General features: G+C 57.8%; 17 protein-coding genes and 1 pseudogene. 12 read left to right on the top strand and 6 right to left on the bottom strand.

Annotated elements, in window-relative coordinates; all coding sequences use genetic code 11:
- Nucleotides 1–63 precede the first annotated feature (63 nt).
- Nucleotides 64–759 (top strand): hypothetical protein, encoded by a 696-nt coding sequence (locus ACA041_RS03315; protein WP_497439875.1) that lies wholly within the window; start codon nt 64–66, stop codon nt 757–759.
- 204 nt (nt 760–963) lie between these two features.
- On the opposite strand, the gene ACA041_RS03310 is transcribed toward ACA041_RS03315, so the two are convergent.
- Together ACA041_RS03310 and ACA041_RS03305 are read right to left on the bottom strand one after the other, a co-directional pair.
- Complete coding sequence (locus tag ACA041_RS03310) at nt 964–1,422, bottom strand: MarR family winged helix-turn-helix transcriptional regulator (RefSeq protein ID WP_497439874.1); 459 nt, start codon at nt 1,420–1,422, stop codon at nt 964–966.
- A gap of 171 nt (nt 1,423–1,593) precedes the next feature.
- The gene (locus tag ACA041_RS03305; protein ID WP_497439873.1) at nt 1,594–2,046 is read right to left on the bottom strand and encodes an Ohr family peroxiredoxin; all 453 of its coding nucleotides are present in this window, start codon (nt 2,044–2,046) and stop codon (nt 1,594–1,596) included.
- Between the two features lie 321 nt (nt 2,047–2,367).
- On the opposite strand from ACA041_RS03305, the gene ACA041_RS03300 reads away from it, so the two are divergent.
- From ACA041_RS03300 to ACA041_RS03290, 3 genes are read left to right on the top strand one after another with little or no spacing between them, the layout of a single operon-like run.
- A complete protein-coding gene (locus ACA041_RS03300) occupies nt 2,368–2,490 on the top strand; it encodes a hypothetical protein (RefSeq protein WP_497439872.1) in 123 nt (40 codons plus the stop codon).
- Complete coding sequence (locus tag ACA041_RS03295) at nt 2,487–3,404, top strand: LysR substrate-binding domain-containing protein (RefSeq protein WP_497439871.1); 918 nt, start codon at nt 2,487–2,489, stop codon at nt 3,402–3,404. Before ACA041_RS03300 ends, ACA041_RS03295 begins: the two co-directional genes overlap by 4 nt.
- A 21-nt stretch (nt 3,405–3,425) precedes the next feature.
- Complete coding sequence (locus tag ACA041_RS03290) at nt 3,426–3,713, top strand: winged helix-turn-helix transcriptional regulator (protein WP_497439870.1); 288 nt, start codon at nt 3,426–3,428, stop codon at nt 3,711–3,713.
- 38 nt (nt 3,714–3,751) lie between these two features.
- On the opposite strand, the gene ACA041_RS03285 is transcribed toward ACA041_RS03290, so the two are convergent.
- The gene (locus tag ACA041_RS03285) at nt 3,752–4,951 is read right to left on the bottom strand and encodes a type II toxin-antitoxin system HipA family toxin (RefSeq protein ID WP_497439869.1); all 1,200 of its coding nucleotides are present in this window, start codon (nt 4,949–4,951) and stop codon (nt 3,752–3,754) included.
- Nucleotides 4,952–5,200 (bottom strand): helix-turn-helix transcriptional regulator, encoded by a 249-nt coding sequence (locus ACA041_RS03280; RefSeq protein ID WP_497439868.1) that lies wholly within the window; start codon nt 5,198–5,200, stop codon nt 4,952–4,954.
- 394 nt (nt 5,201–5,594) lie between these two features.
- On the opposite strand from ACA041_RS03280, the gene ACA041_RS03275 reads away from it, so the two are divergent.
- The 6 genes and pseudogenes from ACA041_RS03275 to ACA041_RS03250 all read left to right on the top strand — a co-directional run bounded on the left by ACA041_RS03275 (nt 5,595) and on the right by ACA041_RS03250 (nt 11,422).
- Nucleotides 5,595–6,029 carry a hypothetical protein gene (locus ACA041_RS03275; RefSeq protein ID WP_497439867.1) on the top strand — a complete coding sequence of 145 codons (435 nt, stop codon included), beginning with the start codon at nt 5,595–5,597 and terminating at the stop codon, nt 6,027–6,029.
- Nucleotides 6,026–7,486 carry an ATPase domain-containing protein gene (locus tag ACA041_RS03270; protein ID WP_497439866.1) on the top strand — a complete coding sequence of 487 codons (1,461 nt, stop codon included), beginning with the start codon at nt 6,026–6,028 and terminating at the stop codon, nt 7,484–7,486. The genes ACA041_RS03275 and ACA041_RS03270 overlap by 4 nt, the downstream gene beginning before the upstream one ends.
- A 10-nt stretch (nt 7,487–7,496) precedes the next feature.
- Entirely contained in the window at nt 7,497–8,519 is a 1,023-nt protein-coding gene (locus ACA041_RS03265) for a sensor histidine kinase (RefSeq protein ID WP_497439865.1), read from the top strand.
- Between the two features lie 385 nt (nt 8,520–8,904).
- A complete protein-coding gene (locus tag ACA041_RS03260) occupies nt 8,905–9,171 on the top strand; it encodes a DUF6124 family protein (RefSeq protein ID WP_497439864.1) in 267 nt (88 codons plus the stop codon).
- 88 nt (nt 9,172–9,259) lie between these two features.
- Nucleotides 9,260–10,516, top strand: a pseudogene (locus tag ACA041_RS03255) (methyl-accepting chemotaxis protein); the annotation flags it as partial.
- 42 nt (nt 10,517–10,558) lie between these two features.
- On the top strand, nt 10,559–11,422 hold the full coding sequence (locus ACA041_RS03250) for a methyl-accepting chemotaxis protein (RefSeq protein ID WP_497441999.1): 864 nt from the start codon (nt 10,559–10,561) through the stop codon (nt 11,420–11,422).
- Between the two features lie 62 nt (nt 11,423–11,484).
- Here the strand turns inward: ACA041_RS03250 and ACA041_RS03245 are convergent, their stop codons facing one another.
- Together ACA041_RS03245 and ACA041_RS03240 are read right to left on the bottom strand one after the other, a co-directional pair.
- Nucleotides 11,485–11,904: a type II toxin-antitoxin system VapC family toxin gene (locus ACA041_RS03245; RefSeq protein WP_497439863.1), complete on the bottom strand. Its 420-nt coding sequence runs from the start codon at nt 11,902–11,904 to the stop codon at nt 11,485–11,487.
- On the bottom strand, nt 11,901–12,146 hold the full coding sequence (locus ACA041_RS03240) for a FitA-like ribbon-helix-helix domain-containing protein (RefSeq protein WP_497439862.1): 246 nt from the start codon (nt 12,144–12,146) through the stop codon (nt 11,901–11,903). The genes ACA041_RS03245 and ACA041_RS03240 overlap by 4 nt, the downstream gene beginning before the upstream one ends.
- A gap of 228 nt (nt 12,147–12,374) precedes the next feature.
- Here ACA041_RS03240 and ACA041_RS03235 point away from each other — a divergent pair, with 228 nt between their 5' ends.
- Nucleotides 12,375–12,689: a hypothetical protein gene (locus ACA041_RS03235; RefSeq protein WP_497439861.1), complete on the top strand. Its 315-nt coding sequence runs from the start codon at nt 12,375–12,377 to the stop codon at nt 12,687–12,689.
- A gap of 98 nt (nt 12,690–12,787) precedes the next feature.
- Complete coding sequence (locus ACA041_RS03230; protein ID WP_497439860.1) at nt 12,788–13,333, top strand: hypothetical protein; 546 nt, start codon at nt 12,788–12,790, stop codon at nt 13,331–13,333.
- Nucleotides 13,334–13,335: the final 2 nt, after the last annotated feature.

Below are 13,335 nucleotides of genomic sequence, written 5' to 3'. Positions count from 1 at the left end.
TCTATGCTTCTGTTCCATCTGCGTGGACAACAACACCGAATAGAAGCATTCAGGAGGATGAACATGACTGCCTGGATTTCAGCAGCCCTCGCTGTGATGTTTTCTTTGGCTACCCCCGCCACTGCCGAGGTCGCACCTCGTATCGAAATGCCTTTTAACAATGACGCAGAAGCCGTGAAGGCCACCCAATCCATCAAAGGCCCGCTCACAGCGCAGTACCTTTCATCAAGCCTTGTCGGTGATGCCAAGAACAATCTTCACCCGTTCGACCAAACGCTCGAATTACTGGGCATTCGTTTTCGTGTGACGACGGCGCTGGTCGATGGAAATCGTGTGCTCTACATCGCTCCCCAAGGGCTGAAAATCGATAACTCGAAGGTGACTCACCTCCTTACCGGCAATATCGATCGGGCGCAGGTCGCAGATCTTGATCGCGACGGCTCACCCGAGATTTACGTCTTCGTCCGGTCAGAGGGACGCGGGATGGCGGGTGAGCTCGTTGCCTATTCCGCTAACCGCAAGAAATCGCTGAGCGAGATTTATCTGCCACCGGTCAGTGACAACCCGAAAATTGCAGAGGGTTACCAAGGTGAGGATGAGTTTGCCGTGGTGGAAAATGCGTTGGTGCAGCGGTTTCCGGTTTATGACGGTGCTGACGCCGGTGCGAGGCGGACGGGAAAAATGCGGCAGGTTCAGTACCGGTTGATCCCAGGGGAAGCTGGGTGGGTGCTGAGGGTTTTTCAGGTGACGGAATACTGAGATAAATTTTTTGGAGAAGAAAGTTACTCCCCGCCAAGGACGCGCCAACCCTGAGGCTTCAGTCCCAGGAATCCCCCTCAATCGTGGCGCCCCTGCCCTCCATACTGGGAAATTTCTGCATAACGCATCGCCTTCCATCAACTGGCGAACGCTGCTCGCCATGTGAAAATGCGGGGCAACTCACTATTTTTAACTCGCGACCACTCACTCCCTGTCCTTCGTCCCACGAATAAGATTGCTCCGTAATTTCACAATCGCCTTCTGCATCTTCACGAACTCCTCCGGATCTAGACCGGTTTGCGGGAAGCCTTCTTCCGAGAGGCCTTCACGCAGTTTTCGTCCTTCTTTGGTGAGGCTGATCCGCACCTGGCGTTCGTCTTGCGGGTCGCGCTGGCGCAGCAGATAGCCCATCGCTTCCAGCTTCTTCAGGATCGGGGTGAGGGTGTTGGATTCCAGGAACAGCTTTTCGCCGAGGCTGCCAACGGTCTGGTTGTCTTCCTCCCACAGCGCCACGAGGGTGATGTATTGCGTATAGGTCAGTCCGAGCCGTTCAAGCATTGGCTTGTAGGCCTTGCCGAAGGCGAGGTTGGAGGAGTAGACCGCAAAACACAGGAAGTCGGAGAGTTTCAGGTCGAGGGCGGCTGTCTTTTCAGTGGATTTCATGAGCATTCTCTGTGGCCAAAGAAGGATGGATCGCATGCTGGAACTATACATCGCATGCGATGGTATCGGAAGTGCTCTCTCCACTGACAGACGTTTTCCAGGCTGCGGCTTTGTAAAGGCCGACGACCGGTTCGCCAGGGATGCGCCCTGGCGAGCCGGCTGTGTGGGGCGTTAAGCGGTCAGGACGTTGAGGGCGACATCAATGTTGCCGCGTGTGGCTTTGGAGTACGGGCAGATGGAGTCGGCGATGTGCGCCAGTTCGGTTGCGACATCCTGTGTCAGCCCCGGTGCGCGCAGGGTCAGACGGGCCTGAAGGAAGTAGGCCGGGCCGGTCTGGCCCAGGTCGACCTCGATCTCTACGGCCAGATCCGCCGGCAAGACGATGTTGCGCTCCTGGGCCACCATGCCGACCGCAGCGGTGTAGCAGGCCGACCATGCCCCGGCAAACAATTGTTCGGCCGTCGGGTGCGGTTGGGTGGCGGCGAATACATGAGCCGGCTTGGCGCTGCCGGGCGTCGAGAGTTCGATGTCGAGGTTGCCGTTGTGCCGACGCGACGCATTACCGGAGGTGCTCAGAGTCGTGTGAGTCTTGCCGGTTGCCAGGACTTTTTCGATTTTGCTCATCGGTGATTCCTTGAGATTTTATTGAGATTCAAACTGCCAAAAAGATACGTAACTATCTGACAGCATTGATTTTATAGGCGCGACCAAGGCGCCGAGAAGAACGGAAAAAACGATCACCTTCGCCTTTTCCGCCCACCCTGCTGCAATCGATTAATTGAAATAAAAAGCAGGAGTGGGATCCACCTGCACCACCACTTGTCGCCGAGATGCGACCTCAGCTTTGACAACACCGGGTTTATGGATCAGTATTTATACATCGCATACGATTTAATCGCTAGCGATAAACATAAATCACAACCCTTGCCGTTTGGAGATTCAGCCATGAACACTAAAAGCAGCCGCAAAATGTTTATCTCTACCGACCGCGCTGCCCATGGCCACAACGGCAATAACTGGATCACTGCCGACCGTACCCCAGACGGTTCCAGAGGTTGTGCTGCATGAAGCTGAACCAGCTTCGAGCGTTCTGCTCAGTCGTCGACATGGGCAGCTTTCGTTCGGCGGCACGGGAACTGGACGTTGCCCAGAGCACATTGACGGAGTCGATTCAAAGTCTGGAAAGAGAACTGGGGGTCAGCTTGTTGGTGCGCTCCAATCAAGGCATCAGCCTGACCCTGGCCGGCAAGGTGTTCCTGACCCGGGCACGTTCGATCATCCTGGATTGCGATCGCGCGGTACAAGACGTTCGGCAATGGGATGGTATGCCCGAAGGTCAGATCGCATTGGGTGTCGCGGCGGAACCCTTGGCTGTATGTTTGATGCCGGTCTTCAGCAGTTTTACCCGCAGATTTCCACAGGTGCAGTTACACGTCGCCGGTGGAAAGACGAAGATGCTGATCGAGATGATTCGCGCTGGCCGGCTCGACTTCGTGATGTGTCCCCTGAGTCCCGACGTCTGCGATATCGACCTGCACATCGAGCAACTTTACAGCTCCAAAGCCAGCGTCATTGCGCGCAAGGGGCATCCCCTGGCGGATGCTCGCTCAGTGCGCGACTTAGCCGATTGCCAGTGGATCAGCGTTCGTCCGGCCGGGGTTGCAGGTAGCGCGGAGAACCATCTGGTCGAGCTGTTCAGCGCCCAAGGCTTACCCCCGCCGAAGATCGCGATCACGACCGAATCGCTGCTGGAAATCCTGCACATCATTTCCGAGACGGATTACCTGACCATTGAGCCCGGCACGCTACCCGGTATGAAGCTGTTTTCCTCGTCGCTTATCAGCATTCCGATTCGGGAACCGCTGGAATCGTGTGAGGTGTGCCTGATCAGTCGTCGCGTGTCACCCTTCACTCGAATCACACAAGAACTGACCAGCATGCTGATTTCTTACTCGCGCTTGCGTCACCGGGCCAAGGGGTGAGCTGCGACCCGTATCGAGCAGGTGTTCAATCATGATCTGGAGAAGCGCATCGCCGGCATCTCACAGAAAGTGTTGATCGAGCAACTGCGAGCGCTGGAGGAACATGGGATGGTGAGCCGGCAACCCAGCGCCGAGGATCGCCAAAACATCGAATACCTGCTCACTCCGCTTGGCGAAAGCCTGCGGCCTATCCTGGAGACTCTGATTGAATGGGGAATCCATCACGCCACGGAGCTCGACGAGGTCCATAGGCTGTTGCCATGCGATGCGGTGCGGTGGTTCGAGGGTGTAGTGACTGATGCCTGTTGACTGGTGGGCGGGGAAAATTGAAGTTCCTTTAACAGGTACTATCCAAAAGTCAGAGCAAATGGCGCCGCCGCTTTTTGAATCGCACTGACCACATGAGGTGCCTGCTCCCGATGCTGGGGATAACGCTGAAGTACAACTTCAAGTGCCGCCAGCACCTTTTGAATACGCAAAACAGGCTGTTCGATCTCACATGTCTGCGCGAACTCCAGCAACCCTTGGCGGGAAGCGAACAGTGACTTGTTTCCCGCCAGATCCAACGCCAACACATCCTCCGGGATATAAGCGGTGGTATTGACAATGTCGTAAGCCGGCGCCAGACGAGCATCGCGTTGCGTCGGCTCCGAATAGAGCAAGCCATAGTTTTTTAAATGCGCATCGCCGTTGCCGACGATGCAGCTCAGGGCGACGCTATCGAAGAGCTGATCAAGTGAGGATCGCAGATGCTGCGCGGGGCAGAACAACCGAATGGCCCTGGCGATTGCCGCGTAGCTTTTGCTGTATTTCTGATCGGCCGACAACCCCATCAGTGCCGCCATGTCCTCGAAGCCAATCGGGTTGAGTTGAGCGTCTCGATCAAAGCGGCGCATGACAAACAATTTGGCGTTGTCGGAAAGGTAAAACTCAGGGACGGGGATGCCCGCCTCCTTGGCAATCGACATGCAAAGGAACTCATTGATCGCCAGACCTGGGAACTCGTCACGGCCACTCTTGATAATCAAGTCCGAGGTTTTCGAAGTAACTCGTGGCAAGTCGATCTCCTGCTGTTCAGGCACCAACACTTTGGGTTGAACACCTGAAATACCTGCCCGCAGGATGTAGCGGTCAAGCAGGTCGGAAAAGATATCTTCCGCACCGTCCCACGTCAGAATCTCATCGAGTCTTTCTCCGGGAAATGTCTGCTCCCCAAGCAGGGCGTCGACCGCTTCCGAACGCACCTGGACCCTACCGATGGGTGAGCTGCTACCGGAAAGCGCGAGCAACAGCATGGGCTCGACGTTCACGGTCTTGGCCAGGCGATTACGTAACTGTTCCAGCACATACCCTTCCGGCAGATTCATCTGAAAGATGGGGTGCAGGTCTCTTCGACGGAACTCATCAGATCGCACAGGCATCGACAAGCTGATGGCCATATCCGGCAATGCATCTTCGTCGTAGCGGAAAATGAAATCCGCCGCGCTGGTGAAGATCCGGCCGCTGCGCCCTTCAGGAGTGCTGACGAAAAGCGAGGTCATTTTCATTCAGAACAGCTCTTCAAGTTCTTCAAGGGTCGGCATTGCCGCTGGAACAACGGTGAATTCACAATCCAAAGCGCCTAATACACGCGCATACGCCACCATGCTCACAGACAGAGCGCCCTTTTCCACGGCAATGACTTTCTGTCGCGTCAGCCCGGCCAGCTCGGCCAGCTGTGCTTGCGTGTGGCCACGATTGATACGCTTCTCGCGTATTTGCTTGCCAAGACGCGATACCAGCAGACAATAGTCCATGTTCAGTTACCGTAACATTTATACGTAAATGTAGCGCATACCTGACATTTAAGCGACTCTGAGCACTCTCCGCGCCGAGCCGGACACCACCTCAAAAGGGTCATGACCAGCTTCAAGTACAACTTCTGACGTCGCGCCACCACCGATGAGAGAGCGCACCGGCTGACGGTGCGCCAGATGAATTTTTCTTCACCCCACCGAGCCCCGGCAACCGGTACATTGCGCTCGCTCTTCAAGAAACTACGGTTTGCCCGCCCTCCCGCGGGCTTTTTTTTGCCTTTTAACTGATTAATGTCAGTCGATCAGCCCATAGCCGCCCTGTTCTGACGCAAATCACTCCCCACACCTCCATAGGGTGTACCATCAAAGACTGTCCATCAGATATCAGTTAGCCATGTCCACGCTTAGCGAAGAGAGCCGTCAGATCGTAGCTTCTCTGACGCACCGCGTTGGCCCCAACGCTGACATCGCAACAGTCGCACACGCGATCGCATCAATATTGCAGGCTATGGTCGTAGCCCTCACGCCCATTCTTGGTCAACAAGGTGTTGCCGCGCTCTATCGCCGCAGCCTTCATCTGTGCGCCGCCAACCATCCTCGCCTGGCCGGCACTTATGACAGTGTGCAGGCCTCCCTGGATTTGACTGCCCTCACGTCTGTACTTGTCGAGCAAAGCGAAGCCGATGCACTGTTTTTCGGTGAAGTGTTGCTGACTACTTTCTACCAGCTGCTGACCACGCTTATCGGGCCTTCGCTTACCGCACGTTTGCTTCGTGACGTGTGGGAACCTTCTTTGAGCGACACCCCTTCGCAGGAAACTTCGCCATGAGCACCAAAGTGACTATCAACCGTCTGGCCACCGGCGTGCCAGGACTGGACGAGGTGCTGGGCGGAGGTTTGCCGGAGTTTTCGTTCAACCTGATCGCAGGCCCTCCCGGCTGTGGCAAGACCACCCTCGCCCACCAGATGATGTTTGCCCTGGCGACGCCCGAGCGTCCGGCACTGTTCTTTACCGTGCTCGGCGAGCCGCCGCTGAAGATGCTGCGTTATCAGCAGCAATTCGACTTTTTCGACAGCGAAGCGATCAACCAGTCGATCCGCTACGTCAACCTGGCCGACGACACCCTGGCCGGGGATCTGGACGAAGTGCTGCGGCGCATCGTCAGCGAGGTGGAAGCGCATTCACCGGCACTGGTGTTTGTCGACTCGTTCCGTTCGGTGGTACTGGCCAGCCAGACCCAGGACAACCCCAACAACAACCTGCCGCAGTTCATTCAGCAACTGGGCATGTTGATGACCACCTGGCAGGCGACGACCTTCCTGATTGGCGAATATTTCACCGAAACCGACACCAACCCGATTTTCACCGTAGCCGATGGCCTGATATGGCTGCGCCAGAGCGTTCAGCGCAACTCCATGGTGCGCAAGATGGAAATCATGAAGATGCGCGGCCAGCCGACGCTGCCCGGCCTGCACACCTTTCGCATCGCCACGTCGGGCATCAAAGTCTTTGCGCCTGCGGCACTCAACCCGGATGAAGCGCCGCAGGAGTTCCCGATCAAGCGGCTGAAAATGGGCGTGCCGCAGCTCGACGAGATGCTCGGCGGTGGCCTTCCTCGCGGTTACTCCTTGTTGGTGGCCGGGCCGTCGGGCTCGGGCAAAAGCATTCTGGCCTCGACATTCCTCGCTGAGGGCGCGCGCAATGGCGAAACCGGCGTGATTGCAGTGTTCGAGCAACGACCCAATCACTCCCAGAACGCCACCCTCGCCAACCTGATCCAGAGTGGTCTGGTCGGTCTGGTGGACAGCCGCGCCCCGGACCTGTCCATCGACGAAATCGTGCAGTTGTTGTTGAGCGAGATCACCCGCCTGAAAGCCACCCGCGTCGTGATCGATTCGCTGTCGGGCTTCGAGCTGGCGTTGGCGCCGACTTTCCGCGAAGACTTCCGTGAGTCGCTGTCGCGCATGGTCACCGCGCTGACCAGGGTCGGCGTCAGCGTGTTGCTGACCTCGGAGCTGGAAGACCGCTACACCGACTTGCGTTTCAGCCCTTACGGCACGGCGTTTCTCACCGACGCCATCATCGTCCAGCGCTATATTGAAGTAGAAAGCCGTTTGCTGCGCATCATGGCCGTGGTCAAGGTGCGGGCCAGCGCGCATTCCGATGAACTGCGCCTGTACCGCATCGACAGCAACGGGTTACAGATTGGCGAGATGTTGCCGGACCAGGAAGGTTTACTCGGAGGCCGGCCTACTCGGCGGCGTTCAAGCAGAGACGACGGATGAGCAAAAATTCATGAATGAGGCCAATGGCAAGAACGAGCAAGCGATGGTCACTGCCGCTCGCGAACTGTTCCTGCTCGGCCAGAAAACCGTTGAAGCGCGGGCCGTACTGGCGGCATTGCATAAGGAAATGAGCGATGCCAATACCCAGCTCGCCGATCGCCAGCAGATCGAGCAACTGATCGAAGCCAACCAGCAATTGGTTCTGGCGATTCTATTGGCGCAGTCGGATGCGGAAAAACCCCTGCGCTCAGCCGAAGAGCACCTGCGCTACCTGGAAATGCGCGAGACCAATGAACAATTGGTGCGTGCCGTGCTCAGCGCGCAACACTTGCAAGCCTCGGCCGAGCACAGCCTGGCGCAGCAACGAAACATCCTCACCCTGGTGGCTCACGAATTGCGCAACCCGCTGACGCCCATCAGCATGATTGCCGGCCGACTGGTGCGGGCACCGAGTGAAGAGCTGCCCCGAATGCAGGCACTGATCGAAGGCCAGGTGCAGCACATGTCGCGCCTGGTGGAAGATCTGCTCGACGTCTCCCGCGCCAGCACCGGCAAGTTGCGCCTGGATACTCGTATTGTCGATATGGTGCAGATCATTGAGGAGGCCATCACCGTGTGCAGCCCGATAATGGCCGCTCATCATCTGCACTTCACGGCGCAGGTGCCCGAAGGTGCGCTGGCGGTGAGCGGCGATCCGGTACGACTCACACAGATCCTCGGCAACCTGCTGGGCAACGCGGCCAAGTACACACCGGCGGGCGGCACGGTCACGCTTTCGGTGTCCATCGAAGCCGATCTTTTGCAAATGAGCATTTGCGATAACGGCATCGGCATTTCTGCAAAGGCGCTGCCCTTTGTCTTCGAACCATTCGTGCAGGATGTTCACGCCGTCGGCTTCAACCGCGCAGGCCTGGGCATTGGCCTGACAGTGGTCCGGGAGCTGGTCGAAGCCCATGGCGGCACGGTCATCGGCATGAGCGACGGCAACGGCAAGGGCAGTACCTTTATTGTGACATTGCCCTTGGCGGTTTGAGCTTCCACTAAACGCCATGCAACACCTGACCAGCCCTGGTCCCGGCGCCTAGCGTGACATGTCCTACACAAGAAGAAGACCAGAAGAAAAATCCCACAGGACTTTAAGGTTGTCGGTCGGAAGTACGCTCAATAACCTTTGGCAGTCGCTGAAAACTCAGTGATCGGGTGTGAGATCCCGGCAGATTATGGTCATCCAGAGCCAGTAACCGCATAATCGCCGCCAGCTTATCCGCTGGCCGTCGATGCGTTATGGCGGCTGTGTGCGGGCAGACTTCGGTCTGGCCGGGTGTCCATAACCGGTTTTCTCACCTCGCACATAGCTGCCACCACTTCGCCGTGTGAGAAACGGCAATGGGTGGCGCCAACGCATGAGGATTGTTGCAATGGACAAATTAATCCCCGATCCCCCCTTCGAAACCACCAGACCCTATCGCCCCAACACCCTGTTCATGGTCATCCCGGACATGGACACCGAAAGCCTCCTGGCCCATGCCTGCGAGTCATTGGCTTCAGCCAATGTCATGGCCAATGATTTCGCCACCTACCTGAGCGGTCCACAACGCAACACTGCGCTGGCCATTGCGCAGATCGTCATGTTGGCGGAACTGGCAGTGAACCGGGCGTTGGATAACGTCGATCCGCACGGGTAGGCAGGCGTTCATTCAGGTGTTGCGCGTTATCGTTCTTCGCGAGCAAGTCGGATCGCCGCACCGCCGCTCCGACTTGCTCGCGAAGACAATGTCCCGGACGAAAAACATTCCAATCCTTGCCCGGAAGACGGAACTCAGCGTTCAGACCCTCCAACCCAACAAGCTTGAAATCCGACGCAAAAAACCTTGTTGCAGAATCCGCTTCACAAAAACCTTTCAGCTCCAGCGATTGCTGCCGATACACACCTGCTACCTACCTTGCTGGCTCCCAAAAACAACAATCTTCCAGCCAACCGACGATCAAGAAGCACAACGTTCCTGGAGGAATTTGATGAATAGCTGGTTCGGCAATATCAGCGTGAACCTGAAACTGGGCCTGGGGTTCGGCCTGGTCCTGGCACTGACCTGCGTCCTCGCCCTGACCGGCTGGACGAGCCTGGGCGGTTTGATTGACCGCAGCAACTGGATGAGCGACATCACTCAGCTCAATGCCGGCCTGACCAAACTGCGTGTGGTTCGCCTGCAATACATGCTGACCAACGGCGACGAAACCGCCGCGCAAAACGTACAGACCACCCTTGACGCGTTCTCCGCCCAGCAACAAGCGCTGCTGGCGAAATTCAAGAGCCCGGAAAACCTCAAGTTGCTGAGGGAACAAGGCGCCGTCATCGAAGCTTACAAAACGTCGCTGAACACAATGCGCAGCGCCTACCGCAACGGTAACAGCGCCCGCGATGTCATGGGCAGCAACGCCGAAGCCGCCAGCCAGCTGATCGACGCCATCAAGACTGGCGTGCTGCAACTGCCCTTGAGTGATCAGCGCTTCGAACAATTCCAGGCCATCACGACTGCCAAGGAAGCATTCATGCTTGCGCGCTACGAAGTGCGCGGCTACACCGCCACCACCAATGCCGAGACCGAGCGAAAAGCCGTTGGCCAACTGGATAGGGCGATTGCCAGTCTGAAGTCATTGAACGGGCATTTCGCCGAGACTCAGCCAGACGCCCTGCGTCAGCTGGAAACCGCCCTGGGCAACTACCGCAGCGCCTTGCAGGCGTATAAAAACGCCAGCAACGACGCGGTCCAGGCGCGCAAGGAAATGACCGACCAGGGCGCCGCCATCGTGTCCCTGAGCGATCAGCTGTATCAGATTCAGCTCGACCGCCGTGACGCCGAAAGCGCCCAGGCTCGCACCCTGCAACTGATCAGTACCCTGCTGGCACTGTTAGTGGGCATCATCGCTGCCGTCATCATCACCCGCCAGATCACCGGCCCCATTCGCGACACCCTGGCCGTCGTCGAGCGCATCGCCAGCGGCGACCTGTCCCATGACGTCAAGGTGACTCGCCGCGACGAACTCGGCGTATTGCAGCAAGGCATCGCGCGCATGGGCGTTACCCTGCGCGATCTGATCAGTGGCATTCGCGATGGCGTCACCCAGATTGCCAGCGCCGCCGAAGAGTTGTCGGCCGTGACCGAGCAGACCAGCGCCGGGGTCAACAGCCAGAAGATCGAGACCGATCAGGTGGCGACGGCCATGCACGAGATGACAGCGACAGTGCAGGAAGTCGCGCGCAACGCCGCAGAAGCCTCCCAGGCCGCGGCTGCCGCTGATGGCGAAGCTCGCGAAGGCGACAAGGTGGTCAACGAAGCCATCGCCCAGATCGAACGCCTGGCCAGCGAAGTGGCGCGCTCGACCCAGGCCATGAGCGTGCTGCAACAGGAAAGCGACAAGATCGGCAGTGTCATGGACGTGATCAAGGCAGTCGCCGAGCAGACCAACCTACTGGCGCTTAACGCCGCCATCGAGGCGGCCCGTGCCGGTGAAGCCGGTCGTGGTTTCGCCGTGGTGGCCGATGAAGTCCGTGGCCTGGCCCAACGCACGCAGAAATCCACCGAAGAAATCGAAGGCCTGGTCGCCGGCTTGCAAAATGGCACCCAACAAGTATCGGCCGTGATGAACAACAGCCGCACCCTGACCGACAGCAGCGTGGCGCTGACCCGCAAGGCCGGCGTGTCCCTGGAAAACATCACCCGCACGGTGTCCAACATCCAGTCGATGAACCAGCAGATCGCGGCCGCCGCCGAACAGCAAAGCGCCGTGGCCGAAGAGATCAGCCGCAGCATCATCAACGTGCGCGACGTGTCCGAACAGACCGCCGCCGCCAGCGACGAAACCGCCGCGTCCAGTGTTGAACTGGCGCGGTTGGGCAATCAGTTGCAGATGATGGTCAGTCACTTCCGGGTCTGAGTCGTACCCATGATCGTTCCCTCTTCCACGTGGGAACGATCATCTTCACGCCACTGACTGCGTCAGGCTTCCCACGGATTGATCACCTCGATCCCGGAAAACTCGAAGTCCCGAACATGGCGGGTGGCAATCGGTGCGCCGTGAGTCCGGCATATTGCGGCAATTTGCGCATCAGCCATGGAAGCCGCTCGCCTCTGAGCCTCACAACCCGCTACCAGCGTGGCGTACTCGACGGCGGCGTGAACATCAAAAGGCAATATCCTTCCGGCGAAATCTTCTTCGAACATCTCCATCGCATGAGCTTCAAGTTTTTGCTTGCGCTTTCCATAAGGTAATCGGGCAATTCCATGAAGTATCTCTGCCACCGTGACCGCGCTGATTGCCAAATCCATCGCTGGCTGCCTATCAATCCAGGCCACTACTCGAGCCTCGGGCTCGGCCCGCATAAACTCAGAAAGAACATTGGTATCGAGCACTATCATTCAGAGAAATCCACCGCTGTCGCTTTCTCCGAACGTTTGGGTAAATCGAGGTCCACGCCACCGACATCGCTGAATCTATTGCGGATCCGACTACCAAGCCCTCCAGCTCGGTCAACGGTAGCCAGCGCTCTCCCAAGAATCAGGCGGACCTCTTCCTCCATGGAGTGCCCATTGTGAGCGGCGGCAATACGCAGCTGTTCTTTAATTGTGTCGTCCAGATTACGAATGGTGATACTGGCCATGACGCCACCTCATGCAATCAATGAAATCATTGATTGCATGCTAATACGTAATGCTCAATGAAGCTTGTAATGTGGTCAGTCGCGATAAGTGACTGTCTCCACTCCATACCGCCGTACATAGCTGCTATAGCGATGGTGCTGCAGCATCCTGTACTCGCTACTGGACCCATTCACCGGACTCGCGATCGACGTTTCCCGGTCACCCCGAAGAAATAAGGAACATTCGTCATGCGCTGGAAAAATATTGCATTCGCGGTGTGCCTGCTCCCGGTCATCAGCGCCTGCCACGCCAGACCCTTTCAGCCACCGCCCGCGGAGTCGAGCCAGTGGCTAAAAGCCGGTGCCAGCGAGAACGACGCGTTTCAGTCGATGCTGGCGTGCGGGTACATCAACGGCTCTGGCACCGATGCCAAAGCCACAATCGAACAAAGAGCCGAGCGCTTCCAGTGCATGAAACGCGCAGGTTATAGCCGTCGCGATGGTCTGGACCTGTGCACCCTGCCTGGTGCCAGCAAGCTGCATGCTTGCGCGCCTGTTCACTAAGAAGACGAAACTCCGCTGTGCCTGGGAACTGAGCGGCGAGAGCCCTTATCAGTGTCGCTGAGGCGATCGGCTTTTCGTCTGGATCAAGGGATCTTTCCATGAGAACACTACTGGTTGCGACCATTGCGTTGAGTTTGAGCGGCTGCGGTAACCTGGCCAACGTGCGCTCCTATTCCACGCCTTACGCGGAGCCGATGTCCGGTGACACAGCGCGCATGCGGGTGATCACCAATGGCATGGCACGCGGAGTGCCGGCGCGAGGCTGCATCGACTGGAACAGTCCCGGTGCCGGGGTCATGGCAGTGGCGCAATCCGGGTTCGCCAATCGCAACGGACAAAACCTGGGCATGCCAGTCAGTCAGCCCCAGGTGCAAGCCGCGGATCTGGTGCGCACGGAACTCAAGGTCCCGGCCAATCAGCCGTTCACGGTGAATTTCCAGAGCCAGGGAAGCGTGTCCAACGGGTATTCCTACAGCTGCCAGCAAAGCTTGCGTTTCACCCCGCAGGCCGGCAAGGACTATGAGTTGATCATGCTCGAAAGCGGCCAGTGCCTGATGTCGCTGCAACGTCTGGATACCGCCGGCCACCCATCGACCGTGGCGCTGGAACCGGCCCGATTGTGCAACGCATCAGACGCCCTGTAGCC

Source organism: Pseudomonas sp. LBUM1676 (assembly GCF_059695605.1).
The sequence above is the reverse complement of the archived record's forward strand: the minus strand, read 5'-3'. Positions and strand labels throughout refer to the sequence as shown.